Origin of the sequence: Oceaniradius stylonematis (assembly GCF_003149475.2) — a bacterium.
GTDB lineage: Bacteria > Pseudomonadota > Alphaproteobacteria > Rhizobiales > Rhizobiaceae > Roseitalea > Roseitalea stylonematis.
Genome location: NZ_QFWV02000004.1, coordinates 759039 through 784796, shown reverse-complemented (window position 1 = coordinate 784796; position 25758 = coordinate 759039). Strand labels below are relative to the sequence as shown.

Below are 25758 nucleotides of genomic sequence, written 5' to 3'. Positions count from 1 at the left end.
AGGACCGATGCCCAAATTGTCGATGGTCAGGCGCATGGAAGCGGTCGGGTTTCGCGCATGGCCGGCCGCATCGGTCCATTATGACGGAAGCTGGGCGGTCCGCCTGACCGCCAGCCATCCCTCGCGGCGCCTCAATTCCGTCAATCCGCTCGATCCGGCCGACAATCGCGAAATCGAACATCGCATCGCCCGCATCGAACAGCGCTTCAAGGCCTATGAACGGCCCATCGTCTTCCGCATGTCGCCGCTGGCGCCGGCCGAACTGGAAGCGCATCTGAACGCGATGGGATGGACTCGGGCGGACGAGACAAGGGTGCTTGCCGCCTCGCTCGGCCAGATCGATCTCGAAGGCGGTTATGAATTGCTGCCGGTGCGCGATATCGGGCGCTTCGTCGATGCGGCGATCACCCTCAATGCCGACGAGCGTGTCAACAAGCCGGGACTGACCGAGCTGCTGGAAAGCATCCGTCCGCCCTTCGGGATGTTCGTTGTCGAGGACGATCAGGGGCCAGCGGCCACCGCCCTGTGTGTCCACGACAATGAAATGGCCGGCCTGTTCGAGATCGCCGTGCGCGATGGGCTGCGCAACAAGGGCTATGGCCGCTCGATCGTGCGCGCCGCCCTCAGATGGGCCGCAGCCCAGGGCGCGGCAACCGGCTGGCTGCAAGTGGAAGCGGCAAACACCGCTGCCAACGGCCTTTACGGCCGGATGGGCTTTGAAGAGGTCTACCGCTATGTCTATCGGATGCGGGGCGACTGAGCGGTGAACACCAAACCCCTGATGCTGGTCGCCGCTTGCGCGCTGGTCGACCGCGAAAACCGTATCCTTCTGGCACAACGGCCGCCCGACAAGGCGATGGCGGGCCTGTGGGAGTTTCCCGGCGGCAAGTTCGAGCCCGGCGAGACGCCCGAACAGGCGCTCATCCGCGAACTTGAGGAAGAACTGGCCGTTCGGACCCAGGCCGCGTGCCTTGCGCCGCTCACCTTCGCCAGCCATGCCTATGCGGACTTCCACCTGTTGATGCCTCTTTACATCTGCCGCAAGTTCGATGGCATCCCCGTTTCGCGCGAAGGGCAGACGCTCAAATGGGTGCGCGCGCGCGACCTGCGCGACTATCCGATGCCGGAAGCCGACGCCCCGCTCGTGCCGGTGCTGCAGGACCTTTTGTGAACCGGCGGACGCGGCGTGTCGGCTGCGTTTAGCGTTAAGCAATCGTTTATGGGATCGCGGGACAATGATCGCCGTGCGGCCTGCCAGCGACAATCGCCGGCCGCCATCGGGGTACGGTCATGAGTGATGACAATCAGTGGTACGCGCCGGTCGAACCCAAGCGGTCGGCCGTGCTCGACTGGGGCAACAATCTGTTGCGGGCGACCTTGCTTTTCGGTGTACTGGCCGTCGCCGTGGCCATGTTCGCGACACCCTATCTTGAAAGATCGAGCGCGCGCATCGCCGCAGAGCGGTCCAATCCCGGCATCGATTTCATGACCACCGCATCGACGCCGCAACAGCGCGCGGCCTATACCATGCGCCGCAGCGTCCTGCAGAATTCGCCAAACGCCGTCTGCATCATCCATGCCAATGGAACTCGGACGGGCGACTGCTCGCGTTAAGGTATCGTCGGGTATGCAACCATCGCTTAACCACGCTTCGTAAACACGTGCCGCGGGCCGATGGGCCGAACATCGCGTTAACCCTGCCGCGCTAGTGTGACGTAGCGAGAGGTGATTGCAATGTTCCTTAACTTCCTGAAAGACGAACGCGGGTCGACAGCCATTGAATATGGGCTCATTGCCGCGCTCATTGCCGTAGGCGTGATTGCGGGAATGACCGCCACAGGCACGAGCCTGAACGAGCTTTACGACACCAACAATGGCGAGATCGGCGCGGCGCTCGACTGATAGCCCGTTCACGGCTATCGCGATCAGAGCTTGGACCGAAGCGCCTCGGCCAGGGAGTGGGTTGCGCTGCCGGGTCTGAGCGGCTTTGGCTGGCTTGCGTCCGGCACCCAGCCCGACATCCAGACAAACGAGAACGTCGCGCGCACCCGGCCATCGGGATCGGCATGGCGCTCGGCATAAAGACGCACCGCCTCGAAAAGCACAGCGCGCCGGGTGACGTGCCTTGGGCGGGCGACCAGCGCGTTGGCCGCTCCCATGGCGCGCAGATCGCGCATCAGATCGAGCGCGCTGTCGTAGCGCACCGTGACCGTGTCATGATCGGCGACGGGCAGCGCGAACCCGGCCCTTTGCAGAAGCCCGCCGCCATCCCGGACATCCATGAACGGCAGGATGCGCGGCGCCGCGCCGCCGGAGACCATCGTCTCCGCCTCGGTCAGACATTCGCGCAGTTCGCTCAGCGTTCCGCTGGACGGCGCGCAACCGAGCAGCAGTCCGTCCGGGCGCAGGGCGCGCCGGATTTGCACCAGCGCTCCCGGCACGTCGTTCATCTCGTGCAGGTCGAGGATAGAGACGGCCAGATCGGCCCCCGCCTCCGGCACATCCAGCGTCTCGTCACCATCGAAGACGACCCGATCGACCGATGCGATCTTGCCGGTGGCGGCGAGCGTCCTGGCAATCCGGTCCGCATGCGGACCGATCGCCAGCGCACGGTCGAAAGACCGCGTCGTCACCGCAATCCGGTCGGCCAACTCGTCGAGCGCATGCACCAGCAGGAAATCGGCTCCGGCAACACCAAGCCGGGCCGCCCGCGCATGGTTGGCGGCGCGTTGCTTTTGATCGATAATGGCGCGCATGGGCGGCCGATACCTCTCTTTGACAGGCGACATGATGAGCCTTGGGCGTCAATGGGCGATAACGGCCGGCCGCGCAACAGGCGCGGTCCTGTTCCCCGACGCGTGTCTGGCCTGTGGCCGGCACGTGGCGCGGCACGGAACGATGTGCGCCCGGTGCTGGCCCGACATCGCCTTTATCGAGCAGCCGCTGTGCGACGTCAGTGGCGTGCCCTTCGCGCACGATTTCGGCAGCCGGATGGTCAGCGCCGACGTCCTCGCCAACCCGCCGGTCTATGACAGGGCGCGCGCGGCATGCGTACATGCGGGCGCCGCCAGACAGCTCGTCACGCGCCTTAAATATGGCGACCGCACGGACCTTGCACCCTGGATGGCCCGTTTCATGGCCAGGGCCGGCGCCGAACTGATCGGAGAGGCCGACGTGATCATACCGGTGCCGCTGCACCGCGGCCGCATGTGGCGCCGCCGTTTCAACCAGGCCGCCGAACTGGCCCGGGCGCTTTCCGCGACAAGCGATCTGCCCATGGCTGCCGGTGCGCTGACGCGGCAAAAGCGCACCCGGCCGCAGGTCGGCCTGACGGCCAATCAGCGCCAGGTCAATGTGCGCGGTGTCTTCAAGGTACCGCCAGGCCAGGAGATCGCCGTGGCCGGCCGTCGGGTGTTGCTGGTCGACGACGTTCTGACCACGGGGGCGACCGTCGATGCAGCGGCCAGAGCGCTGAAGAAGGCCGGCGCCATGTCGGTCCTGGTGCTGACCTTTTCGCGCGTCGTCGGCGGACGGCGTAATCCGGGCCAATCCGGCCCCTGAGCCGCAAGCCTTTCACTTGAACGCCGCACGGCCTATATCGCGGCCAGACGGATGATCGTTTCGGAAAGACGACACATGGCAAACGTGACAATCTACACACGACAATTGTGCGGCTTTTGCACCGCGGCCAAGCGGCTGCTGGACAGGAAGGGCATCGCCTATGTCGAGCATGATGCAAGCTTCGATCCGGCGCTGAAGCGCGAAATGATCCAGAAGGCCAATGGCCGCGCCACCTTTCCGCAGATCTTCGTCGGCGACACCCATGTTGGCGGCTGCGACGATCTGATGGCGATGGAGCGCGCCGGCAAGCTGGACGCGCTCCTGGCGGCGTGACCACGATGCGTGTCGCCTGCATCCAGATGCGGTCGGGCACCGATCCGGACCGCAACACCGAGGACTTCGCGCGGCTGGTCGCCGAGGCCGCCGCTGACGGCGCCCGTTATGTGCAATCGCCCGAAATGACGGGCCTGGTCCAGAAGGACCGCGACGCGCTGATGCGAACCGTAGGGCCCGAGCAGGACGATCCGGTGTTCGCCGCCGCCGCCCGGTCGGCGGCCACCCACGGCATTTGGCTGCATGTCGGGTCCACGCCGATCCTGCGCGAGGACGGCAAGGTGGCCAACCGCGCCGCGCTTTTCGCGCCGGACGGCTCCCGCGCGGCGACCTACGACAAGATCCACATGTTCGACGTCGATCTTCCCAATGGCGAAAGCTGGCGGGAATCGGCGATCTACGCGCCGGGCGAGGCACTTGTAACCTCGGACATGGACGGCGCCACGCTGGGCCTTGCCATCTGCTACGATGTCCGGTTCCCGCACCTGTTCCGCGATCAGGCCCGCGCCGGCGCCACCGTCCTGACGGCGCCCGCCGCCTTCACCCGCCAGACCGGCGAGGCCCATTGGCATGTCCTGATGCGCTCCCGCGCCATCGAGAACGGCGCTTTCATGATCGCCGCCGCCCAGGGCGGCGTCCACGAAGATGGCCGCGAGACCTACGGCCATTCGCTTGTCATTGATCCCTGGGGCGCGATCATCGCCGAAAAGGATGATGACGAACCGGGCATCGTCGTCGCCGACATCGATCTATCCGCGCCGGCCGCGGCGCGTGGCAGAATACCCAACCTGCGGAATGCGCGGTCCTATGTGCACGAGAAAAGACCGGACGAGACGACACGATGAAATTCGCGCTGCATTGCGACAAGGGCCATGAATTCGAGGCCTGGTTCCGCTCCAACGAGGACTATGAAACCCAGGCAAAAAGGGGCTTCGTCGAATGCCCCGCCTGCGGATCGATCAAGGTTTCAAAGGCCCTGATGGCGCCGCAGGTGGCAACCGGCCGCGCCAAGGATGCGCGCAAGGAGGCGGTCATGGTCGCCGCCGGCCAGGCGATGCGTCGCGAGATGGTCGAGAAGATGCGCGAAGTGACGCGGCAGGTGAAGGCGCAGGCCGAGGATGTCGGCGAGAAGTTTCCCGAGCAGGCGCGGCAGATGCATTATGGCGAGACCGATGCCAGGCCGATCTACGGCAAGGCTTCGCCAGACGATGTCGAAAGCCTGGTCGACGAGGGCATCGACATCATGCCGCTGCCGGATCTGCCCGAGGATTTGAACTAGTCTGCCAATCTATCCAGCGTCGGCAACGCGCTTGGCAACCACCATATAGTTGACATCCATGTCGCGAGACAGGCGCCATTCGTCGGCCAGCACATTGTAGAAGACGCCGCTGCGGTCGAACACTTCGACACCTGTTCCGGAAAGCGCCGCATCGATTTCCGATGGCTTGACCAGCTTTTCGTACTGGTGCGTGCCCCTGGGCAGCCAACCCAGCACATATTCGGCGCCAACGATCGCCAGCCCCCAGGCCTTGGTGGTGCGATTGATCGTGGCCACGAACATCAGCCCGCCGGGCCGCACCATCGCCGCGCAGCTCTTCATGAACAGGTCCACATCGGCGACATGCTCGACCACCTCCATGTTGAGCACGATGTCGAACGTCTCGCCGGCCGCCTCGAGCGCCTCGGAGGTCGTGGCGCGATAGTCGACGTCAACTCCCGATTGATCGGCGTGGATTTTCGCAACTTCGATGTTGGTCTCGGACGCGTCCGCGCCGACCACATCGGCCCCCAGACGTGACATTGGCTCGCTCAAGAGCCCGCCGCCGCAGCCGATGTCGAGCAGCCGCAGCCCCTCGAACGGTTTCGGCGCATTCGGATCGCGACCGAAATGGGCGCACACCGTGTCGCGGATGTAGGTCAGGCGGACCGGGTTGAACTTGTGCAGCGGCTTGAACTTGCCCTTCGGGTTCCACCATTCCGCCGCCAGCCGGGAAAACCGGTCCACTTCGGCCTGATCGATCGTGGTGGCGCTGTCGCTCATCTGATGCTCCGCATTGTCGTCCGCCGATGCAAGTCGGGCGGAAGGGCGGCCAAGTCAACCCATGCGCTTGCTTGCGGGGTGCGGCATAGTCCGCTATGGACCGCGCGTTTCGTGAACACCCACCCGCCGGACCCGCCCAAAATGGCCCGCATCGTGATGAAATTTGGCGGCACGTCCGTCGCCGATCTGGACCGCATCTGCAATGTGGCGCGGCACGTCAAGCGCGAAGTCGATGCCGGCCACCAGGTCGCCGTGGTCGTCTCCGCCATGGCCGGAAAGACCAACGAGCTGGTGGAATGGGTGCGCCAGATGCCTGTGACGGCCGGCGCCGGCGCTTCCTTCTACGATGCGCGCGAATATGACACGATCGTCTCCTCGGGCGAACAGGTGACGAGCGGGCTTCTGGCCATCGCCCTGCAATCGATGGGCGTCGATGCACGCTCCTGGCAGGGCTGGCAGATCCCGGTCAAAACGGACAATGCCCACGGCGCCGCCCGCATCGCCGACATCGAGGCGGACACGCTGAACGAGCGCCTGTCGATGGACCAGGTGGCTGTCGTTGCCGGCTTTCAGGGCATCGGTCCCGACAATCGCATCGCCACGCTCGGGCGCGGTGGATCGGACACGTCGGCGGTGGCGCTGGCTGCGGCGGTTCGCGCCGACCGCTGCGACATCTACACCGATGTCGACGGGGTCTACACCACCGATCCCCGCATCGAACCGGCCGCCCGCCGTCTGGCTAGGGTCTCCTTCGAGGAGATGCTGGAAATGGCCTCGCTCGGCGCCAAGGTTCTCCAGGTGCGCTCGGTCGAAATGGCCATGGTGCACAATGTGCGCACCTTCGTGCGCTCCAGTTTCGACGCACCCGACGCGCCGGGCATGAACGACTTCGACAACCCGCCCGGAACGCTGATCTGCAGTGAGGACGAGATCGTGGAACATGAAACCGTCACCGGCATCGCCTATGCCAAGGACGAAGCGCAGATTTCGCTGCGCCGCGTCGCCGACCGTCCCGGCATTTCGGCCGCCATCTTCGGCCCGCTCGCCAAGGCCGGCATCAATGTCGACATGATCGTGCAGAACGTCTCCGCCGATGGCGATTACACCGACATGACCTTCACCGTGCCGTCCGGCGATGTGGACAAGGCCGTTGCCGCGCTCGAACAGCACAAGCAGGCAATCGGCTACGATACCGTCCAGTCCGAAACGGGCCTTGCCAAGGTCTCGGTGATCGGCATCGGCATGCGCAGCCATGCCGGCGTCGCCGCGACCGCATTCCAGGCGCTGGCCGACAAGGCGATCAACATCCGCGCCATCACCACGTCCGAAATCAAGATCTCCATCCTGATCGACGGCGACTATGCCGAACTGGCCGTGCGGACGCTGCACGGCGTCTATGGGCTCGACAAGGCCTGACCCGGCGGTCCAGATTGGCGCCATGAGCGCCAACCGATTTGCCGGACCCGACGGGCCGCCCGCGACCCGCGACAAGGACGCGGGCTCCCGCGTGCTGCTCAAGCGCATCCGCGAAATCATGGCCGAGCCGATGGCGCCGCAGCAGCGCCTCGACCGGATCGTCGCCCAGATCGCCCAGTCGATGGTCGCCGAGGTCTGCTCGGTCTATGCGCTGCGCGCCGACGGCGTTCTCGAACTCTATGCCACCGTCGGCCTCAATCCCAAGGCCGTCCACCAATCCCAGTTGCGGCTCGGCCAGGGCCTCGTCGGCACCATCGCCGCATCCTCGCGCCCGCTGAACCTTGCCGAAGCGCAAAAGCACCCGGCCTTCGAATACCTCCCCGAAACCGGCGAGGAACTCTACAATTCCTTCCTCGGCGTGCCGATCCTGCGAGCCGGCCGGACGCTGGGCGTGCTCGTCGTTCAGAACGAAGCCCACCGCGCCTATGGCGACGATGAGGGCGAGGCGATGGAAACGGTCGCCATGGTGATCGGCGAGATGATCGCCACCGGCGATCTGAGAAGCCTTTCTTCAGCCGGCGTCGAACTCGATCTCGCCAAGCCGGTCACACATCACGGCCAGCCCCTGTCCGAAGGCATCGGGCTGGGACATGTCGTCCTGCATGAACCGCGCGTCGTCGTCACGGCCATGTTCAACGATGACACCCAGGCCGAACTGGAGCGGTTGGCGGCCGCGCTCTCCAGCCTGCGATTGACCATCGACGACATGCTGTCGCGCGGCGATGTGGCATTCGAGGGCGAACACCGCGACGTGCTGGAAACCTATCGCATGTTCGCCCACGACAAGGGCTGGGTGCAGCGCATGGAGGAGGCGATCCGCAACGGCCTGACCGCCGAGGCCGGAGTCGAGAAGGTGCAGAGCGACATGCGCGCGCGGCTGAGCACGGTCACCGACCCTTATCTGCGCGAGCGCATGAGCGATTTCGACGATCTGGCCAATCGTCTGCTCCGCCAACTGATCAGCGGCGAGCCGTCCCACGGCGCAAAGTCCCTGCCCGAGGACGCCATAATCGTCGCCCGCCACATGGGCGCGGCCGAACTGCTCGACTATCCGCGCGACAGGCTGCGCGGGCTGGTCCTGGAGGAGGGTGCGCCGACAAGCCATGTGGTGATCGTCGCGCGCGCCATGAACATACCGGTCGCCGGCGGCGCCAAGGGTGTCGTCGCCATGTCCGATTCGGGCGACGCAATCATCGTCGACGGCTTGTCCGGCCATGTGCATCTGCGGCCCCAGCCCGATGTCGAGGCGGCTTACGCCGAAAAAGTCCGTTTCCGCGCCCGCCGCCAGGAGGAGTATCGCACGCTGCGCGACCGTCCTTCGGTCACCGCCGACGGCCATCCCGTCTCGCTCTTGATGAATGCCGGTCTTCTGGTCGACCTGCCGCAGGTCGAGCAGTCGGGTGCGGCCGGCATCGGCCTGTTCCGGACCGAACTGCAATTCATGATCGCTGCCACCTTTCCGCGCGCCGAGGCGCAGGAGCGGCTTTACCGGTCGGTGCTCGATGCCGCCGCCGGCCGGCCGGTCACTTTCCGCACGCTCGATATCGGCGGCGACAAGGTGCTCCCCTATTTCCGCAACGCCCCCGACGAGGAGAACCCTGCGCTCGGCTGGCGCGCCATGCGGCTGGCGCTGGACCGTCCCGGCCTGCTGCGGACTCAGGTGCGGGCGCTGCTGAAGGCCGCGTCGGGCCGCGAATTGCGGCTCATGCTGCCGATGGTCACCGAACTGCACGAGATCGACCAGGCGCGCGCGCTGATCATGCGCGAGGTCAAGCACTTGTCGCGTTTCGGCCACGGCTTGCCGCTGACGTTGCGGATCGGCGCCATGCTGGAAGTGCCCTCGCTGCTGTTCGATCTGGACGGTCTGATGGAGAAGGTCGACTTCGTGTCCATCGGCTCGAACGACCTGTTCCAGTTCATGTATGCCGCCGACCGCGGCAACAGCCGTGTCGCCGACCGGTTCGAAACCCTGTCGCCGACCTTTCTGCGCGCGCTGAAATCGATCGCCGACGCCGCCGCCCGGCACGAGACGCCATTGACACTGTGCGGCGAAATCGCCGGCCGGCCGTTGGAGGCCCTCGCCCTTGCGGCGCTCGGCATCACAACCCTGTCCATGTCGCCGGCGGCCATCGGCCCGGTCAAGGCCGCCATTCTGAAGACGGACATGGCCGCCCTGCGCGCCGCGATTGCCGATCCGCTTGAAAACGGCAGCACGGGCGCCGATATCCGTGACATTATCCGCGAATATGCCGAAGCCCACGCCATTGCCCTTTGACAGGCGGTCAGGGGCCGCTATCAACCCGCCATGCTCGATCTGCCAGCCGACAAGATGGACCAGATGGTCAAGCGCTTCGACATGCTCGAGGCGCAGATGGCCGAAGGCCCCGACAGCGAGACCTATGTGCGGCTCGCCGCCGAATATGCGGAACTAGAAGAAATCGCCGGCAAGATCCGCGAGTATCGCCAGGTCGAGGCCGAACGCGACGATCTCGACGCGCTGCTGTCCGACGCCGAGATCGACGCCGAGATGCGCGCCCTTGCCGAAGAGGAACGGCCCGAGCTGGACGAACGGCTCGAAACGCTTGGGCAGGACATACGTTTGCTTCTGCTGCCGCGCGACGCCGCCGACCAGCGCAGCGCGATCCTCGAAATCCGCGCCGGCACGGGCGGGCTGGAAGCCGCGCTTTTCGCCGGCGATCTGTTCCGCATGTATGAGCGCTACGCCGCCGCCCATGGCTGGAAGATGGAGATTGTCTCGGCATCGGACGGCGATGCCGGCGGCTACAAGGAGATCATCGCGCAGGTCGAGGGCAAGGGCGTCTTCTCGAAGCTGAAGTTCGAGTCCGGCGTCCATCGCGTCCAGCGCGTGCCCGAAACCGAGGCCGGCGGCCGCATCCATACCTCGGCTGCGACCGTTGCCGTCCTGCCCAAGGCCGAAGAGGTCGATGTCGACATCCGCAACGAGGACATACGCATCGACACGATGCGGGCGTCGGGCGCCGGCGGCCAGCATGTCAACACGACCGATTCGGCGGTGCGTATCACCCATGTTCCGTCCGGCATCGTCGTCGTTCAGGCGGAGAAGTCGCAGCACCAGAACCGCGCCCGGGCCATGGAGATATTGCGGGCCCGCCTGTATGACGAAGAACGGCGCAAGGCGGCCGAGGAGCGCTCCGAGGCGCGGCGCTTGCAAGTCGGTTCCGGCGACCGGTCCGAGCGCATCCGCACCTACAATTTTCCGCAGGGGCGCGTCACCGACCACCGCATCAACATGACGCTGTACAAGCTGGACCGGGTGATGGAGGGCGATCTCGACGAAATCGTCGATGCGCTGACCGCCGATCATCAGGCCAGGCTGCTCACCGAAGAGGCGGCGGCATGAGATGACCGGGTCGGCAAGCCTTCAGGACGCCTATGACGATGCGGTCGCCCATCTGTCCCGCGCCGGCTCGCCGACGCCCGATCTCGATGCGACGCTTCTGGTCGAGCACACGACCGGCATGACCGCGCTGGACCGGCTGACCCAGCCCGACAAGCCGCTCAACCCGCGCCAGCACCAGGCGCTCAGGACGGCGATCGCCCGGCGCATGAGCCACGAACCCGTCCACCGGATCATCGGCTGGCGCGAATTCTACGGGCTGCCCCTGTCGCTGAACCCGCACACGCTGGTGCCGCGCCCCGACACCGAGACGCTGATCGATCTGGTTCTGCCGTTCGCCCGCCACCGCGCCGGCGAAACCGGCAGCTGCCGGGTGCTCGATCTGGGCACCGGGAGTGGCGCCATCGCACTCGCCATCCTCAACGAGGTGCCCAAAGCGGTCGCGACCGGCACCGACGTGTCCGCCGAAGCGCTTGAGATGGCCACGCGCAACGCGCAAGGGCTCGGCCTGTCCGAGCGCTTCACCGCGCTGCGCTCGGACTGGTTCTCGGCGCTTTCGGGACAGTTCGACCTGATCGTCTCCAACCCGCCTTATATTCCGACGGCGGTCATCCCGACGCTGGACCCCGATGTGCGCGATCATGACCCGCTTGCGGCGCTCGACGGCGGCTCGGACGGGCTCAACGCCTACGGGCTGATCGCCGCCCGGGCACTGCCGCATCTGGCCGACGGCGGGCGAATCGCCGTTGAGATCGGCAAGGGCCAGAGATCGGCGGTCGCCGGACTTTTTGCGGCCGCCGGCATGCAGGTTGCAGCCAGCGCACAGGACCTGAACGGCCTCGAAAGGGCGATATTGTTCAGTTGCTGACACGAATTCGTGCCAAAAAGCGAAAAAATGCCTTGGCAATCTGTCCCGCGCTCGCTACCACTAGGCAAACAGGCCGATACACGAGACTGATCGGCAGTCAGGCAACCGACAGCACCAAGATTTTTCCCGCGTGGCCCGAAGGCCGGCGGCGCACGGTTCCGACATGTTTAGTCGCAGGGGCGATCTGACACGATGATGACCAATCGCAAGCCGAGGGCTTGCTTTGACGGTAACACCATTGGACCCGCGCGCCGAAACGTTTCCTCACCAACAAATTGCGCAATGCAAGCCGAATAACCCGAACATGAGAGATTGATGAGACCACAGCAACAAGGACGCCGTTCGCGCAATCGTGGAAGCGGACGGCGCAATCAGAACCCGCTCCAGCGCAGTTACGAGAGCAACGGTCCTGACGTGAAGATCCGCGGCAATGCCCAGGTCATCGCCGACAAATACGCAACGCTCGCGCGCGATGCGCTGTCGTCGGGCGATACGGTGATGGCCGAGAACTATCTGCAGCACGCCGAACATTATAACCGCATCATCCTGGCCGCGCAGCCGCAGCCGCGCGAGGACGATGACGAGCAGGACGACAACCCGCAGCAGGCCTCGGGCGATGACCGGCAGGGACGCGACGATGGCCAACAGCAACAGGGCCGCCGCAACCGCAACCGCCGTGACCGCGACGAACGGAACGAGGACGCCGAGGACGGCCAGCAACAGAACGGAGCCACCGCCGAAACCGGTGACAGCCAAGCCGATGCCGGCGCGCAGCCTCAGCCCGTGATCGACGGAACCCCCGCCGAGGTGCGCGAGGAAGAGGCCCAGCAGACCGCAAACGCCGACGAACCCGCCAAGCCCAAGCGTCCACGCAAGCCGCGCAAGAAGCCGGCCGACATCGAGGCATCGTNATGCGAACCGGCGCGCCCTCGGGCGTGCCGGTTTGTTTTTGCGTCCTTTTCCCCTTTATTCGCGCCCAACCCGTCACCATATCGTGATCACATCAGGGGCTCGCCGCCTGGCGGGGGCCCGTCATCGATTGAAGCCGCGCATTGCCTTTGAGGGATGCGGGGAAGATTGGAGACGACAAGACCATGAATCTGGAAAACTATTCCGAACGCGTGCGCGGCTTCATCCAGTCCGCGCAGACGCTTGCTCTCGGCTCGAGCCATCAGCAGTTCACGCCCGAACACATTCTCAAGGTGCTGGTCGACGATTCGGAAGGCATGGCCGCCTCTCTGATCGAGCGCGCCGGCGGCAACGCCAGGGATGTGCGCATGGGTGTCGAGACGGCACTCAACGCGCTGCCCAAGGTCGAGGGCGGCAACGGCCAGCTCTATCTCGCCCAGCCGCTCGCCAAGGTGTTCACCACCGCAGAAGACATCGCCAAGAAAGCCGGCGACACCTACGTGACCGTCGAACGGCTGCTGCTGGCGCTTGCGATGGAAAAGTCGGCCAAAAGCGCCGACATTCTGGCCAAGGCCGGCGTCACGCCGACTGCGCTCAATCAGGTCATCAACGACATCCGCAAGGGCCGCACGGCCGACACGGCAAGCGCCGAGGAAGGCTATGACGCGCTGAAGAAATATGCGCGTGACCTGACCGCCGATGCGCGCGAAGGCAAGCTCGACCCGGTGATCGGCCGAGACGACGAAATCCGCCGGACCATCCAGGTCCTGTCGCGGCGCACCAAGAACAATCCCGTGCTGATCGGCGAGCCCGGCGTCGGCAAGACCGCCATCGCCGAGGGGCTGGCCCTGCGCATCATCGATGGCGACGTGCCCGAGAGCCTGCGCGACAAGCAGTTGATGGCGCTCGACATGGGCGCGCTGATCGCCGGCGCCAAATATCGCGGCGAGTTCGAGGAACGGCTGAAAGCCGTCCTGTCCGAAGTGCAAAGCGCCGACGGCAACATCGTCTTGTTCATCGACGAAATGCACACGCTGGTCGGCGCCGGCAAGGCCGACGGCGCGATGGACGCTTCCAACCTTTTGAAGCCGGCGCTCGCGCGCGGCGAACTGCACTGTGTCGGTGCGACCACGCTCGACGAATACCGCAAGCATGTCGAAAAGGACGCCGCGCTCGCCCGCCGCTTCCAGCCGGTCTTCGTCGGCGAGCCGACCGTCGAGGACACGGTGTCGATCCTGCGCGGCCTCAAGGAGAAATATGAACAGCACCACAAGGTGCGCGTCTCGGACACCGCCCTTGTCGCGGCTGCGACCCTGTCAAACCGCTACATCACCGACCGGTTCCTGCCCGACAAGGCGATCGATCTGGTGGACGAAGCCGCTTCGCGCCTGCGCATGCAGGTGGATTCCAAGCCCGAGGCGCTTGACGAGCTCGACCGCAGGATCATCCAGCTCAAGATCGAGCGCGAGGCTCTGAAGGTCGAGACCGATCAGGCGTCGAAGGACCGGCTGGCATCGCTGGAAAAGGACCTGGCCGGCCTTGAGGAGGAATCGGCGCGGCTGACCGCCGCCTGGCAGGCCGAAAAGGAAAAGCTCGGCACCGCCGCCGATCTGAAGCGCGAACTCGACGAAGCCCGCAACGAACTGGCCATCGCCCAGCGCTCGGGCGAGTTCCAGCGTGCGGGCGAGTTGGCCTACGGCAAAATTCCTGAACTTGAACGCAAGCTGCAAGAGGCCGAAAAGGGCGGTGACAACAATGCGTCCTCCATGGTCGAGGAAACGGTCACGCCCGATCATGTCGCGCACATCGTGTCGCGCTGGACCGGCATTCCCGTCGACAAGATGCTCGAGGGCGAACGCGAGAAACTGCTACGCATGGAAGACGAGATCGCCGAGCGCGTCGTCGGCCAGGGCGAAGCGGTCCAGGCCGTCTCGAAAGCCGTGCGCCGCGCGCGGGCAGGGCTTCAGGATCCCAACCGGCCGATCGGTTCGTTCATCTTCCTCGGTCCCACCGGCGTCGGCAAGACCGAGCTGACCAAGGCCCTGGCGGAGTTCCTGTTCGACGACGACCAGGCGATGGTGCGCGTCGACATGAGCGAGTTCATGGAAAAGCATGCGGTCGCCCGGCTGATCGGCGCGCCGCCCGGCTATGTCGGCTATGAGGAAGGCGGCGTTTTGACCGAGGCGGTCCGCCGCCGGCCCTACCAGGTGATCCTGTTCGACGAGATCGAAAAGGCGCATCCGGACGTCTTCAACGTCCTGCTGCAGGTGCTCGACGATGGCCGCCTGACGGATGGTCAGGGCCGCACGGTCGACTTCCGCAACACTGTCATCATCATGACCTCCAACCTTGGCGCGGAGTTCCTTGTCAATCTGGGAGAGGGCCAGGAGGTGGATACTGTCCGCGACGATGTCATGAACGTCGTGCGGGCCTCGTTCCGCCCCGAGTTCCTCAACCGGGTGGACGAGGTGATCCTGTTCCAGCGGCTGCAGAAGGCCGACATGAGCGCGATCGTCGACATCCAGCTTGGCCGTCTCGAAAAGCTGCTCGCCGAGCGCAAGATCACGCTGCAGCTCGACGGGGACGCCCGCCGGTGGCTGGCCGACAAGGGCTACGATCCCGCCTATGGCGCGCGGCCGCTCAAGCGCGTGATCCAGAAAAACGTGCAGGACCCGCTTGCCGAGCGCATTCTGGCCGGCGAGATCGCCGACGGCTCGCTCGTCAAGGTGCTGGAGGGCTCGGACCGGCTCAACTTCAAGCCGGTGTCGGCCGCCAACGAGGACCAGGCGGAAGAAGCCGCCTGATCTTGATCGGCTCCCTGACAATGCAGTAACGGCGCGGGCCTTCCGGCCCGCGTTTCCGTTGCAAGCCAAGGCGGGCGATGCGATAGGAGACACCTCGCCCGGAGCCGCCGCTTGCCGAACCTCCTGTCATTGCCGATCGCCGCGCTGCTTCTGGCCGGCCTTGCCGCGCCGTCCGGCGCGATGCCGCCGACCAGCGACGAATTCGACCGCCGGGTGATCGGCGGAAGCCAGTTCTACGACCCGGCATCGCCCGTGGCGGCGCCAATCGCCGGAGCCAGCCGGACCATCGCGGCGCTGCAGGTGCTGATGGATCGGCTCGGCATTTCCCCGGGTGTCATCGACGGCCGCGACACGCCGCGCCTGCGCGCCGCCTTTTCGGTGCTGCGGACGAACCCGGCCGGCGACGGTATCGCCGGCACGCGCGACGCGATGGCCATCGCCGACGCCCTCGCGAACACTGGCGGTGACGCGTTCCGGACGTATGCGATCACCGCCGACGACATTGCCGGGCCGTTCACGCCGGAAATCCCGCATCTCTACGTGCATCAGGCCAGCCTTGCCGAGATCGGGTTCCGCGATACGCGCGAAATGCTGGCCGAGCGGTTTCACATGNGATCCGGGACGCGACCTGCAACGGCGCATCGCGCGCATCGAAGCCGGCAAGCGGACGCGGCAAGTGCGCGCATTCGATGCCGAAGGGGCGCTGGTCGCCATCTATCCCGCATCGATCGGCTCGGCCGCCACACCGTCGCCGACGGGCAGCTTCACCGTGCGCAACAAGGCGCAGGACCCGCGCTACACCTACGATCCGCGCGGATCGGCCCAGCCGGGTCTGGCCGAAGGTCTGGTGCTTCTGCCGCCGGGGCCGAACGGACCGGTGGGCAATGCATGGATCGGCCTGTCAAAGCCCACCTACGGCATTCACGGCACGCCTGAACCCTCGCGCATCGGCCTTGCCGAGAGTGTCGGCTGCATCCGGCTGACCAATTGGGACGCGCTGGAACTGGCCCGTCTGGTGCGCCGTGGCGTGAAAGTCACAATAAGCGACTGAAACGTCGCAAGGCGCCGGTTTGGTGCGATGCAATGATTTACATTGCGTCGCAACAACCGCACACTTCCGCCAAAACACAAGAAAAGCGGGATGAGAGCGATGATCGAACAGTTGGAAACGATCGGTGTGATCGGTGCGGGCCAGATGGGCAGCGGCATTGCCCAGGTTTCGGCGGCGGCCGGCTATGATGTGGTGATCGCCGACATCTCCCTGGAGGCGGCACAGGCGGGCCTGGACAGGCTCAAGACCCAGATGCAGAAGGCCGTCGATGCCGGCCGCATGCAGTCCGGCGATCGCGATGCGATCGTCGCCCGCATCTCGGTGGCGGGCGGCATGGACGGGCTCTCCGGCTGCGATCTGGTTATTGAGGCTGCGAGCGAAAACGAAGCGGTCAAGCGCAAGATCTTCGTCGAACTGTGCCCGGTCCTGAAGCCCGAAGCGCTGATCGCGTCCAACACCTCCTCGATCTCGATTACGCGTCTGGCCGCGGCCACCGACAGGCCCGAGCGCTTCATGGGCATCCATTTCATGAACCCGGTGCCGCGCATGAAGCTGGTCGAACTGGTGCGCGGCATCGCCACCGCAGACGAGGTGTTCGACCTTGCCCGCGCTTATGTGGACCGGCTCGGCAAGACGTCGACCGTGTCCGAGGATTTTCCCGCCTTCATCGTCAACCGCATCCTGTTGCCGATGATCAACGAGGCGATCTACACGCTCTATGAGGGCGTCGGATCGGTCGAGGCCATCGACACGGCGATGAAGCTGGGCGCCAACCATCCGATGGGTCCGCTCGAACTGGCCGATTTCATCGGTCTCGACACCTGTCTGGCGATCATGCAGGTGCTGCATGACGGGCTGGCCGATTCCAAGTACCGCCCCTGTCCGCTTCTGGTGAAATATGTCGAGGCCGGATGGCTGGGCCGCAAGAGCGGTCGCGGCTTCTACGATTATCGCGGCGAGACGCCGGTCCCGACACGCTGACCGGCCGGACGCGGTCCTTCCGGTTCAATAAAGCGGTGAAACGCTGCCGTTCGGCACGTCCGGTCGCTGCGGCAGCCCGGCATCGCGCAGCGACGACAGCCGGGCGAGGCGCCCGGCGAGCGCGCCCCTCAAGCCGCCTTGACGAACGGGGCCGGCAGTCGGCGCGGCAGGCGCGCGAAAGCGGGACTGCCCGGGAAAGGTGATGACATTTGACGATGCGTGTCCGGTCGCCATGACAGTCTCCGTTGCATGTGCCCTCCCGGATACGCTCAAGGCTAAGCAAATCGATGGCCAAATCAAGGAGTTTTTGTGCGCCGCACAAAAATTCCTTGATTTGCACGGAACGTTCGCAGGACACCGCCCCGCCCTTGGGGCATTAAGGGCAGAGCGGTGCACCCACACCGGGGAGACAGCCCGTCATGGTCCATAACGAACTACCGGCTGCACCCTTTTGGCATGCCCATCCGACGACGGGTGTGACCGATTGCACAGCGCGCCACGCATTTGACGCTGACCGATTGCGGGTCTAGGAATGGCGTCCGTGGTGATTTGGCCGGTCGGCTTGCAGCCACGTTAAACAAGTCGCTAAAGGGCCGAATGTGTTGGACCGGCAGCGATGTTTCGCCGCCGGTTTTTTGTTGTTTGGAGAGTTGAGACGATGCCGATCAGGATCCCGGACGCCCTGCCCGCCCGCGACACGCTGCTGCGCGAGGGTGTCATGGTCATGGACGAGAAGACGGCGACGCGGCAGGACATCCGGCCCCTGCAGATCGGCCTGCTCAACCTGATGCCCAACAAGATCAAGACGGAAACGCAGATCGCCCGTCTTGTCGGCTCAACGCCGCTGCAAGTCGATCTGACGCTCGTGCGGATCGGCAACCACAAGTCGAAGAACACGTCCGAGGACCATCTGATCTCCTTCTACGAGACCTGGGAGGATGTCCGTCACCGAAAGTTCGACGGTTTCATCATCACGGGCGCGCCCATCGAGACGCTGCCCTTCGAGGAGGTCACCTATTGGAAAGAACTGGAGCAGATCCTCGACTGGACGACGACGCACGTGCATTCGTCCTTCTTTATCTGCTGGGGTGCGATGGCCGCCGCCTGGCATTTCCACAAAGTGCCCAAGCACACGCTCCCGCACAAGGCGTTCGGCGTTTACCGGCACAGGAACCTCAGCCCCGCCTCGCCCTATCTCGCCGGCTTTTCCGACGATTTCCAGATTTCGGTGTCGCGCTGGACGGAAGTGCGCCGCAACGAACTGCCGGCGGACGGATCGCTCGAAGTGCTGATGGAATCGGCCGAAACGGGCCTATGCCTGCTGCACGAGGCGTTTGCCAACCGGCTCTACATCTTCAATCACATCGAATATGATTCAACCACGCTCGCCGAGGAATATGAGCGCGATGTCGCCAGCGGCACGCCGATCGACGTGCCGCACAATTACTATCCGGGCGATGATCCGGCCTGCACGCCGCTGAACCGCTGGCGCAGCCATGCGTTCTTGTTGTTCGGCAATTGGATCAACCAGGTCTACCAGACCACCTCGTTCGATCTCGCCGAGATCGGCCATGACCGGGAGGCCGCCCAATGAGCCTGACCATCCGTCCGCTCGAACAAGGTGATCATGAGGCGTGGCGCGCGCTATGGACAGCCTATCTGGAGTTCTATGAGTCGTCGGTCTCCGAGGAGGTCTATGCAACGACGTGGGCCCGCCTTCTGGGCGATGAACTCTACGATCCGAACGGTCTGGTCGCCCTTGTCGACGGCAAGCCTGCCGGTTTGGTCCATTACATCTTCCACCGCCATTGCTGGCGCACCGACAATGTCTGTTATCTGCAGGATCTTTACGCCGACCCGGACGTGCGCGGCACCGGCGTCGGCCGCGCGCTGATCGAGGCGGTCTATGAAAAGGCCGATGCGGCCGGCTGTCCGTCGGTCTACTGGATGACGCAGGATTTCAACGCCACCGCGCGCAAGCTCTACGACCGCATCGCCACGCTGACGCCCTTCATCAAGTACCAGCGCTAGAGCCCGTCACGTCCGCGACCGGACCGGGATCAGCAGCAAAAGCCCGACAACGAACAGGATCAGGATCGGCGTGATCCCGATCCGCTGGCTGCCCGACAGTTCGGTAAAGATGTAGATGCCGAGCGGCGCCAGGAACGCGGTCGCCTTGCCCGACAGCGCGTAAAGGCCAAACGCTTCGCCCATCCGTTCGGGATGCTCCACCTGATCGACCAGAAGCGGCCGCGATGCGGCCTGCAACGCGCCGCCGGCCGCGCCGATCAGCGCTCCGGCGCAGTAGAACATGATGTCCGGTACGCTCGATCCCTCGGCGACGGCGACGAACAGCACATGCGTCTCGGTGGTCGAGATCACCAGCGCGCTCGCCGCGATCAGCGCCAATATGGTCAGTGTGACGACCCGTTTGGTGCCGAGCCGCGTATCGAGCCAGCCGCCCGCGATGGAACCGAAAATGCCCGTGACGGAGGCAAGAATGCCGAAGACGCCAAGCTGGATCGTCGACCAGCCCAAGACACCGACTGCATAGATTCCGCCGAACGTGTAGAGACCGTTGAGCGCGTCGCGATAGAACATGGACGAACCCAGAAACGCGAAAAGGCTCGGATGTCTCGGCAGGGTGCGGATCGTGTCGATGAGTTCCCGCAGGCCCTTGGAAACAGCGTTCTTCACCCCGATGCGGCGGGCCGTATCCGGCGTGAACAGGAACAATGGGATGATGAAGATGACGAACCAGATCGCCGTCAGCGGTCCGGACGCGCGATCCCCTTCAAGCTGCGCGGGGTCGAGACCGAGGATCGGATCGAGGCCGACCAGTGTCTTGCCGCTGTCGGGAGAAGCGACCATCAGCACCAGCATGGCGATCAGACAGATCAGGCCGCCCGCATAGCCGAGCGCCCACGCGTTGCCCGAAAGGCTGCCCAGCTTGTCCCGTCCGACAAGGCCCGGCATCATCGCATTGTTGAAGATGGCGGCGAACTCGAAACCGATCAGCGCGACGACGAACGCGACCAGCGCCAGCGTGATGTTGGCCGGGTCCGGATCGGGCGTGACGAACCACAGCGAAAAGACCGCCACGGCGGCAATCGCCGAAAACCCGAATATCCATGGCTTGCGCGGACCCGTCGCGTCCGACAGTGCACCGAGAACCGGCGCCAGAAACGCGATCAGAAGGCCGCCGATGGTGGCGGCAAACGCCCAGTCGGATTGCCCGTCCACCGGATTGGCCGCCACCTGACCGGCGAAATAGGGCGCAAAGACGAACGTGATGATCAGCGTGTGGAACGGCTGCGCGGCCCAGTCGAACAGCATCCAGCTCCAGATGCCGCGCCGGCTTGCCGTCGGCGCCGGGGTGAGATCGTCGGTCACTGCGCTCATGCCTTTACCCCGTATCGTTCTTTCATCACAGTTCTACGCCATCGGGTTCAGCCGACGAGATCGGCCAGAAGGCCGGCGGCGACCGTCAGGCGCGAGACCGTCAGATCGCCATGATCGGTCAGTTCGACGATCCGGTCCTGCACGCGGGCGATCCGCACCTTGTTGGCATCGACCCAGCTTTCGACGGCAGCGGACGGATCGGCGCCGTTGCCCTTGAGCGCCGCGGTTGTGATCGCCAGCCGCGCCGAATGAATCGTGTCGAGCGCGCGCTGCTGCGCCAGCCCGTCGAAATAGTCGTGCGCCGGCAATTGGTGGGCGAGATGTTCGAGCCGGCCGATGCGGAAGCTCCTGGTCACGTCGAAATAGCCCTTCGCCGCCTCGCCGATCGGCCGGCCGGTGGCAGCGGCAGCGGCCATGATGTCCGGCGTCACGGCCGCGACGGGCAGAAGCGCCAGCCTTTGCGCCGGCCCGTCGGCCATGCCGGCCTGCTTGAAACGCTCGCGGCGCTGCTGCGCCCAGTTGGCCAGATAGTCCGGCACGATCCTTGGCAGGTCCGGCTCGAGCGCGGCGCGCGCCTCGCTCAGCGCGGCGACCGCAGCGCCGAGATCGCCGGTCATGTCGCCTGATTTCAGATACTGGCCGATCGCGCCGCGCAGCGCCTCGGCCAGTTCGTCGTAGATCGCCATCTGCGCATCGCCCGGCACCTGGTTGTCGAGCCCGTCGATCGCCGCGTGCAGCGCCTCGATGTCATAGGCGTCGCGGCAAATGACGTGGGCGCGCGCGATGCCGGACGGCAGCATGCCGGTCGCGTCCTCGAACCGGCTGATCACCGAGGGGCCGCCGCGATTGACGATCTGGTTGGCCAGGACGGTGGCGATGATCTCGCGGCGCAGCCGGTGGTTCCTGATCCGGTCGCCGAAATCGCCATGCATGCGCGGCGGGAAATAGCCGAACAGATCTGCTTCGAGATAAGGTTCGTCCGGCAGTGCCGACCGCACCAGATCGTCGAACAGGACGATCTTGGCATAGGACAGAAGAACGCCGATCTCCGCCCGCGCCAGACCCTGGCCGGCCTGCCGGCGCTCGGCGAGCGCCTCTTCGTCGGGCAGAAGTTCGACCGCGCGGTCCAGAAGCCCGCGCTCTTCCAGCGACGTCATCAGCCTTTCTTGAAGCGCCAGATTGGCGTCCTTCCTGCGCTCGGCACGGCTTATGGTCAGCGTCTGCTCGTAATTGTTGCGCAGCACCAGATCGGCCACGCTGTCGGTCATCGAGGCCAGCAGTTTGTCGCGCCGTTTGCGCTCGAGACTGCCGTCGGCCAGCGCCCCGGCAAAGGCGATCTTGATGTTGACCTCAAGGTCCGAGGAATTGACCCCGGCCGAATTGTCGATCGCATCGGAATTGCATCGCCCGCCGGCCAGGCCGTATTCGATCCGGGCACGCTGCGTAAGCCCCAGATTGGCGCCCTCGCCGATTACCTTGACCCTCAACTGTTTGGCGGTGATGCGGATGGCGTCATTGGCGCGGTCGCCGGCCTCGGCATTGCTTTCGGCCGATCCGCGCACATAGGTGCCGATTCCGCCGAACCACATCAATTCGGCGTCCGCAGTCAGGATCGCCGTCATGATCTCGCTTGGCGTCGCCTTGACCTTGTCGAGCCCGATGGCATCTGCGGCCGCCTTGGACAGGGTGATCTGCTTCAAGTTGCGCGGGTAGATGCCGCCGCCCCGCGACAGTTTGGCGGTGTCGTAATCCTGCCAGGACGACCGGCCCATCTCGAAAAGGCGCTTGCGCTCGGCGAAGCTGACAGCCGGGTCGGGATCGGGATCGATGAAGATGTCGCGATGGTCGAAGGCGGCGATAAGCCTGATCTGCTCTGACAAAAGCATGCCGTTGCCGAAAACGTCGCCGGACATGTCGCCGACGCCGACGACGGTGAACGGCTCGCTCTGGATGTCCTTGTCCATCTCGCGGAAATGGCGCTTGACCGCTTCCCACGCGCCGCGCGCGGTGATGCCCATCTTCTTGTGGTCGTAGCCGGCCGAACCGCCCGAGGCGAACGCGTCGTCGAGCCAGAAGCCGTGCGCCTGAGAAATGCCGTTGGCGGTGTCGGAGAAGGTCGCCGTGCCCTTGTCGGCGGCGACCACCAGATAGGGGTCCTCGCCGTCGCGGCGCACGGTCAGGGGCGGCGGCACGACCGTCTCGCCGTCCAGATTGTCGGTCACCGACAGAAGCGAGGCGACAAAGGTGACATAGGCGTTCTTGCCTGCCTCGAAGACCTCGTCGCGCGAACCGTCGCGCGGCAGGCGCTTGGGCAGGAAACCGCCCTTGGCGCCCACCGGCACGATCACCGCGTTCTTGACCTGCTGCGCCTTCACCAGCCCCAGCACCTCGGTCCGGTAGTCCTCCGAGCGGTCCGACCAGCGCAGGCCGCCGCGCGCGATCGGGCCGAAGCGCAGATGCACGCCCTCGACCTCCGGACCGAAGACGAAAATCTCGCGATGCGGCCGCGGTTCCGGCAGGGCGTCGATCGCCTTTGGATCGAGCTTGAAGGCAAGGGTCCGGCGCGGTCGGCCGTCCGCCTCCGGATGATAGAAATTGGTTCTCAGCGTGGCGGTGATCACGTTGCAGAACCGCCGCAGGATGCGGTCCTCATCGATCGACGGCACGTCGGCCAGCGCGTCACGGAACGCCGATAGCAGGTGCTTTTCGGTCACCGCCGTGTCCTCGTCGGGGTCCGCCTGTCGCGTTGGATTGAACCGCGCATCGAACAGTTCGTAGAGCTGCCGGGTCAATTGGGCATGGCGTTCCAGCGTGGCGGCCATATAGGCATGGCTGTAGGCCGAGCCTGCCTGGCGCAGATAATGGCCGTAGGCGCGCAGCACACGGATCGTCCGCGCCCCCATGCCCGATGCGAGCATCAGGGCATTGTAGCGGTCGTCTCCGATCTCCTTGGCCCATGCTGACCGGAACCCGTCCTCGAAGAGCGCCCCTTCATCGTCCAGGTTCACCGGCGCGCCCGAGGCGCTTTCGATCCGCATGCTGTGAAGCCAGATGCACGATGGCCGGTTGCCCTCGCCCGGCGCGCAGCCGACCCGGTAGGTCAGTTCGGAGATCACCCGGAAGCCCATGTTTTCCAGAAGCGGCACCCGCTCGGACAAGGCCACGGGCTCTTCGGCATGGAAGACGCGCAACAGCGCCTGGTCGTCGGCGTCGTCCTCGTCGCGCAGAAAATCGACGGCGATCGGATTGTCGGCGCCGATCGTGTCGATGAAGCCGATGTCCGACACGGCCTGCTCGGGCGACACCGTGTCCCGATAGGCTTCCGGAAAGGCGAATCGGTCGCTGTCGATCGCCGCGCCCTTCGCCGCCAGCGCATCGCGCAGGGCGTCCTCCCAGGTGCGGATGATCGCCGCGACACCGCGTTCCAGCGAGGCTTGCGTCGGCGTCGGCGTCTTGCCGGACCGGCGGCCGATGATGATGTGCACCCGCGCCAGCGTGCCCTCGGGAAAAGCGGGATAGAAGGCCGAGACATGGCCCTCATAGACATCCGCCATATGCGCGCTGATGCGTTCGCGAATTTCGGAATCGTAGCGGTCGCGCGGCACGAACACGATGACCGAGACGAAGCGGTCGAACGCATCGATGCGGCTGAGCACGCGCACGCGCGGCCGGTCCGCCAGGGCCACGATCGCCTCGGCGTGGCGAGTCAGGACCGGCACCTCGATCTGGAACAGTTCGTCGCGCGGATAGGATTCAAGGACGTTCAGCAGCGCCTTGCCGGAATGGCTGTCGGGATCGTGATGCGAGCGTTTGAGGACCGCCTTGATCTTGGACCGGATGTAGGGAATGCGCTGCACCGAACGCGTGTAGGCCGTCGATGTGAAAAGGCCGACCAGCCGCAGTTCGCCCGACAGTCTGCCTTTCTCGTCGTAGCGCTTGATGCCGACATAATCCATGTAGGTGCGGCGGTGCACCACCGATTTCAGATTGGCCTTGGTGACGATCAGGATATCGCGGCTGTTGAGGAACGCGCGGATCTCAGGCGTCGTTGTCACCGCATCGTCGCCGCGCCGCAAAACCCGGACGTCGGGGTCGCTGAGAATGCCGAGCGAAGGCCGGTCCGCGCGCTGCAGCTTGCCGCGCTTTTCGCCGCCGACATAATCGTATTCGCGAATGCCGAGGAAGGTGAAATTGTCGTCGCGCAGCCAGTGCAGGAACTCCAGCGCCTCGGCAACATCGCCCTTGCGCGCCGGCAGGATGCCATCGTGAAGCTCGGCGACGATCGCATCGAGCCGATCCAGCATCACCGGCCAGTCGCGCACGGCGGCGGCAACCTGGCCGAGCGTGGCGATGATGCCCGCCTCCAGTTCGGTGACGGCGCGGTCGTCCAGACCCGACATGACGACCGAGATCACGCTGGTGCGCACCGTCGATTCGAGCGCCATGCCCGGCCGCGACTTGTCGATGATCTCGAAACCGGATTTGCTGTGCTGGACCTCCAGGACCGGATGGACGACGAACTCGACCGTCGACGAGGCGGCATTGATTTCGCCCAGCACCGAATCGAACAGGAACGGCTTGTTGTCGTTGACGATCGCCATCACGGTGCAATGCCGGCCGGGACCGTCGGGCAGCGATTGGGTCCGGACGATCGACTTGCCGGCGCGATGATCGGCGACCGCCGATGCCGCCAGTTTCAGCGCGCCGGCGAGCACGTCGTCGGACAGGACCGCCATGTCCTCGCCATGGGCATCGAGCAGAAGGTGTTCGGCGAGCACCTTGGCCTTGTCGCTGATCCGGTCCGCGATTCGGGCCAGTTTACGCCGCGAAGCCGCGTTCAATGCCTTTGCCATGTCCCCATCCCGTCCGCGATTTTCGTTTACTCACGCTCTGTTGGCGTTTAGGTCGTCACCATAACAGCGCGATTGCAGTTTGCAGCACAAATTGCACGCC

24 protein-coding genes and 1 riboswitch are annotated in these 25758 nt (G+C 65.1%); of the genes, 18 read left to right on the top strand and 6 right to left on the bottom strand.

What is annotated here, in order from left to right:
* The first annotated feature begins 7 nt into the window (after nucleotides 1-7).
* The 4 genes from DEM25_RS07495 (at nucleotide 8) to DEM25_RS07480 (ending at nucleotide 1902) form a co-directional block, all read left to right on the top strand.
* Complete coding sequence (locus tag DEM25_RS07495) at nucleotides 8-760, top strand: GNAT family N-acetyltransferase (RefSeq protein ID WP_109765587.1); 753 nt, start codon at nucleotides 8-10, stop codon at nucleotides 758-760.
* A 21-nt stretch (nucleotides 761-781) separates the two neighbouring features.
* Nucleotides 782-1171, top strand: a complete 390-nt coding sequence (mutT, locus tag DEM25_RS07490) for an 8-oxo-dGTP diphosphatase MutT (protein ID WP_109765787.1) — start codon at nucleotides 782-784, stop codon at nucleotides 1169-1171.
* A gap of 119 nt (nucleotides 1172-1290) precedes the next feature.
* Entirely contained in the window at nucleotides 1291-1614 is a 324-nt protein-coding gene (locus tag DEM25_RS07485) for a hypothetical protein (protein ID WP_109765588.1), read from the top strand.
* Nucleotides 1615-1734: 120 nt separating this feature from the next.
* On the top strand, nucleotides 1735-1902 hold the full coding sequence (locus DEM25_RS07480) for a Flp family type IVb pilin (RefSeq protein WP_109765589.1): 168 nt from the start codon (nucleotides 1735-1737) through the stop codon (nucleotides 1900-1902).
* A 23-nt stretch (nucleotides 1903-1925) separates the two neighbouring features.
* On the opposite strand, the gene DEM25_RS07475 is transcribed toward DEM25_RS07480, so the two are convergent.
* A complete protein-coding gene (locus DEM25_RS07475) occupies nucleotides 1926-2756 on the bottom strand; it encodes a methyltransferase domain-containing protein (RefSeq protein WP_109765590.1) in 831 nt (276 codons plus the stop codon).
* A gap of 34 nt (nucleotides 2757-2790) precedes the next feature.
* On the opposite strand from DEM25_RS07475, the gene DEM25_RS07470 reads away from it, so the two are divergent.
* The 4 genes from DEM25_RS07470 (at nucleotide 2791) to DEM25_RS07455 (ending at nucleotide 5173) form a co-directional block, all read left to right on the top strand.
* Nucleotides 2791-3561 carry a ComF family protein gene (locus tag DEM25_RS07470; RefSeq protein ID WP_245412790.1) on the top strand — a complete coding sequence of 257 codons (771 nt, stop codon included), beginning with the start codon at nucleotides 2791-2793 and terminating at the stop codon, nucleotides 3559-3561.
* Between the two features lie 75 nt (nucleotides 3562-3636).
* Complete coding sequence (grxC, locus tag DEM25_RS07465) at nucleotides 3637-3894, top strand: glutaredoxin 3 (RefSeq protein WP_109765591.1); 258 nt, start codon at nucleotides 3637-3639, stop codon at nucleotides 3892-3894.
* Nucleotides 3891-4739, top strand: a complete 849-nt coding sequence (locus tag DEM25_RS07460) for a carbon-nitrogen hydrolase family protein (RefSeq protein ID WP_109765592.1) — start codon at nucleotides 3891-3893, stop codon at nucleotides 4737-4739. The genes grxC and DEM25_RS07460 overlap by 4 nt, the downstream gene beginning before the upstream one ends.
* On the top strand, nucleotides 4736-5173 hold the full coding sequence (locus DEM25_RS07455) for a DUF1178 family protein (protein ID WP_109765593.1): 438 nt from the start codon (nucleotides 4736-4738) through the stop codon (nucleotides 5171-5173). The genes DEM25_RS07460 and DEM25_RS07455 overlap by 4 nt, the downstream gene beginning before the upstream one ends.
* A 9-nt stretch (nucleotides 5174-5182) precedes the next feature.
* On the opposite strand, the gene ubiG is transcribed toward DEM25_RS07455, so the two are convergent.
* Nucleotides 5183-5935, bottom strand: a complete 753-nt coding sequence (gene ubiG / locus DEM25_RS07450) for a bifunctional 2-polyprenyl-6-hydroxyphenol methylase/3-demethylubiquinol 3-O-methyltransferase UbiG (RefSeq protein ID WP_109765594.1) — start codon at nucleotides 5933-5935, stop codon at nucleotides 5183-5185.
* A 141-nt stretch (nucleotides 5936-6076) separates the two neighbouring features.
* Here ubiG and DEM25_RS07445 point away from each other — a divergent pair, with 141 nt between their 5' ends.
* From DEM25_RS07445 to clpB, 6 genes are all read left to right on the top strand, one after another.
* On the top strand, nucleotides 6077-7351 hold the full coding sequence (locus DEM25_RS07445; protein WP_109765789.1) for an aspartate kinase: 1275 nt from the start codon (nucleotides 6077-6079) through the stop codon (nucleotides 7349-7351).
* Nucleotides 7352-7373: 22 nt separating this feature from the next.
* Entirely contained in the window at nucleotides 7374-9686 is a 2313-nt protein-coding gene (ptsP, locus tag DEM25_RS07440; RefSeq protein WP_420578871.1) for a phosphoenolpyruvate--protein phosphotransferase, read from the top strand.
* A 30-nt stretch (nucleotides 9687-9716) separates the two neighbouring features.
* Nucleotides 9717-10793, top strand: coding sequence for a peptide chain release factor 1 (gene prfA / locus DEM25_RS07435; protein WP_109765595.1), 1077 nt, complete (start codon nucleotides 9717-9719; stop codon nucleotides 10791-10793).
* Nucleotide 10794: 1 nt separating this feature from the next.
* Nucleotides 10795-11658 (top strand): peptide chain release factor N(5)-glutamine methyltransferase, encoded by an 864-nt coding sequence (prmC, locus tag DEM25_RS07430; RefSeq protein WP_109765596.1) that lies wholly within the window; start codon nucleotides 10795-10797, stop codon nucleotides 11656-11658.
* A 315-nt stretch (nucleotides 11659-11973) separates the two neighbouring features.
* Nucleotides 11974-12720: a DUF4167 domain-containing protein gene (locus tag DEM25_RS07425; protein WP_120222667.1), complete on the top strand. Its 747-nt coding sequence runs from the start codon at nucleotides 11974-11976 to the stop codon at nucleotides 12718-12720.
* A 32-nt stretch (nucleotides 12721-12752) separates the two neighbouring features.
* Nucleotides 12753-15371, top strand: a complete 2619-nt coding sequence (gene clpB / locus DEM25_RS07420; RefSeq protein ID WP_109765598.1) for an ATP-dependent chaperone ClpB — start codon at nucleotides 12753-12755, stop codon at nucleotides 15369-15371.
* A gap of 126 nt (nucleotides 15372-15497) precedes the next feature.
* Here the strand turns inward: clpB and DEM25_RS17755 are convergent, their stop codons facing one another.
* A complete protein-coding gene (locus tag DEM25_RS17755) occupies nucleotides 15498-15980 on the bottom strand; it encodes a hypothetical protein (protein ID WP_158585200.1) in 483 nt (160 codons plus the stop codon).
* Here DEM25_RS17755 and DEM25_RS07410 point away from each other — a divergent pair.
* The gene (locus tag DEM25_RS07410; protein ID WP_342633469.1) at nucleotides 15874-16422 is read left to right on the top strand and encodes a L,D-transpeptidase; all 549 of its coding nucleotides are present in this window, start codon (nucleotides 15874-15876) and stop codon (nucleotides 16420-16422) included. The genes DEM25_RS17755 and DEM25_RS07410 overlap by 107 nt on opposite strands.
* 99 nt (nucleotides 16423-16521) lie before the next feature.
* Complete coding sequence (locus DEM25_RS07405) at nucleotides 16522-17403, top strand: 3-hydroxybutyryl-CoA dehydrogenase (protein ID WP_109765600.1); 882 nt, start codon at nucleotides 16522-16524, stop codon at nucleotides 17401-17403.
* A 24-nt stretch (nucleotides 17404-17427) separates the two neighbouring features.
* On the opposite strand, the gene DEM25_RS17585 is transcribed toward DEM25_RS07405, so the two are convergent.
* The gene (locus tag DEM25_RS17585; protein ID WP_109765601.1) at nucleotides 17428-17637 is read right to left on the bottom strand and encodes a hypothetical protein; all 210 of its coding nucleotides are present in this window, start codon (nucleotides 17635-17637) and stop codon (nucleotides 17428-17430) included.
* 297 nt (nucleotides 17638-17934) lie between these two features.
* Nucleotides 17935-18012, top strand: a riboswitch (SAM riboswitch).
* Between the two features lie 49 nt (nucleotides 18013-18061).
* On the opposite strand from DEM25_RS17585, the gene DEM25_RS07400 reads away from it, so the two are divergent.
* Together DEM25_RS07400 and DEM25_RS07395 are read left to right on the top strand one after the other, a co-directional pair.
* Nucleotides 18062-18997, top strand: coding sequence for a homoserine O-succinyltransferase (locus DEM25_RS07400; RefSeq protein WP_109765603.1), 936 nt, complete (start codon nucleotides 18062-18064; stop codon nucleotides 18995-18997).
* The gene (locus DEM25_RS07395) at nucleotides 18994-19434 is read left to right on the top strand and encodes a GNAT family N-acetyltransferase (RefSeq protein WP_109765604.1); all 441 of its coding nucleotides are present in this window, start codon (nucleotides 18994-18996) and stop codon (nucleotides 19432-19434) included. The genes DEM25_RS07400 and DEM25_RS07395 overlap by 4 nt, the downstream gene beginning before the upstream one ends.
* Before the next feature lie 6 nt (nucleotides 19435-19440).
* On the opposite strand, the gene DEM25_RS07390 is transcribed toward DEM25_RS07395, so the two are convergent.
* Both DEM25_RS07390 and DEM25_RS07385 read right to left on the bottom strand, forming a co-directional pair.
* The gene (locus DEM25_RS07390; RefSeq protein WP_109765605.1) at nucleotides 19441-20805 is read right to left on the bottom strand and encodes an MFS transporter; all 1365 of its coding nucleotides are present in this window, start codon (nucleotides 20803-20805) and stop codon (nucleotides 19441-19443) included.
* Nucleotides 20806-20852: 47 nt separating this feature from the next.
* Nucleotides 20853-25658, bottom strand: a complete 4806-nt coding sequence (locus DEM25_RS07385; protein WP_109765606.1) for an NAD-glutamate dehydrogenase — start codon at nucleotides 25656-25658, stop codon at nucleotides 20853-20855.
* Between the last annotated feature and the right edge of the window lie 100 nt (nucleotides 25659-25758).

Excerpts from the sequence above, each read along its gene's own strand:
- DEM25_RS07475 (WP_109765590.1), bottom strand. The coding sequence starts at position 2,756 with ATGCGCGCCATTATCGATCAAAAGCAACGCGCCGCCAACCATGCGCGG.
- clpB (WP_109765598.1), top strand. The coding sequence starts at position 12,753 with ATGAATCTGGAAAACTATTCCGAACGCGTGCGCGGCTTCATCCAGTCC.
- DEM25_RS07485 (WP_109765588.1), top strand. The coding sequence starts at position 1,291 with ATGAGTGATGACAATCAGTGGTACGCGCCGGTCGAACCCAAGCGGTCG.
- DEM25_RS07470 (WP_245412790.1), top strand. The coding sequence starts at position 2,791 with ATGAGCCTTGGGCGTCAATGGGCGATAACGGCCGGCCGCGCAACAGGC.
- DEM25_RS07480 (WP_109765589.1), top strand. The coding sequence starts at position 1,735 with ATGTTCCTTAACTTCCTGAAAGACGAACGCGGGTCGACAGCCATTGAA.
- prmC (WP_109765596.1), top strand. The coding sequence starts at position 10,795 with ATGACCGGGTCGGCAAGCCTTCAGGACGCCTATGACGATGCGGTCGCC.
- DEM25_RS07455 (WP_109765593.1), top strand. The coding sequence starts at position 4,736 with ATGAAATTCGCGCTGCATTGCGACAAGGGCCATGAATTCGAGGCCTGG.
- DEM25_RS07405 (WP_109765600.1), top strand. The coding sequence starts at position 16,522 with ATGATCGAACAGTTGGAAACGATCGGTGTGATCGGTGCGGGCCAGATG.
- ptsP (WP_420578871.1), top strand. The coding sequence starts at position 7,374 with ATGAGCGCCAACCGATTTGCCGGACCCGACGGGCCGCCCGCGACCCGC.
- ubiG (WP_109765594.1), bottom strand. The coding sequence starts at position 5,935 with ATGAGCGACAGCGCCACCACGATCGATCAGGCCGAAGTGGACCGGTTT.
- DEM25_RS17585 (WP_109765601.1), bottom strand. The coding sequence starts at position 17,637 with ATGGCGACCGGACACGCATCGTCAAATGTCATCACCTTTCCCGGGCAG.
- DEM25_RS07400 (WP_109765603.1), top strand. The coding sequence starts at position 18,062 with ATGCCGATCAGGATCCCGGACGCCCTGCCCGCCCGCGACACGCTGCTG.
- DEM25_RS07395 (WP_109765604.1), top strand. The coding sequence starts at position 18,994 with ATGAGCCTGACCATCCGTCCGCTCGAACAAGGTGATCATGAGGCGTGG.
- prfA (WP_109765595.1), top strand. The coding sequence starts at position 9,717 with ATGCTCGATCTGCCAGCCGACAAGATGGACCAGATGGTCAAGCGCTTC.
- grxC (WP_109765591.1), top strand. The coding sequence starts at position 3,637 with ATGGCAAACGTGACAATCTACACACGACAATTGTGCGGCTTTTGCACC.
- DEM25_RS07385 (WP_109765606.1), bottom strand. The coding sequence starts at position 25,658 with ATGGCAAAGGCATTGAACGCGGCTTCGCGGCGTAAACTGGCCCGAATC.
- DEM25_RS07390 (WP_109765605.1), bottom strand. The coding sequence starts at position 20,805 with ATGAGCGCAGTGACCGACGATCTCACCCCGGCGCCGACGGCAAGCCGG.
- mutT (WP_109765787.1), top strand. The coding sequence starts at position 782 with ATGCTGGTCGCCGCTTGCGCGCTGGTCGACCGCGAAAACCGTATCCTT.
- DEM25_RS07495 (WP_109765587.1), top strand. The coding sequence starts at position 8 with ATGCCCAAATTGTCGATGGTCAGGCGCATGGAAGCGGTCGGGTTTCGC.
- DEM25_RS07445 (WP_109765789.1), top strand. The coding sequence starts at position 6,077 with ATGGCCCGCATCGTGATGAAATTTGGCGGCACGTCCGTCGCCGATCTG.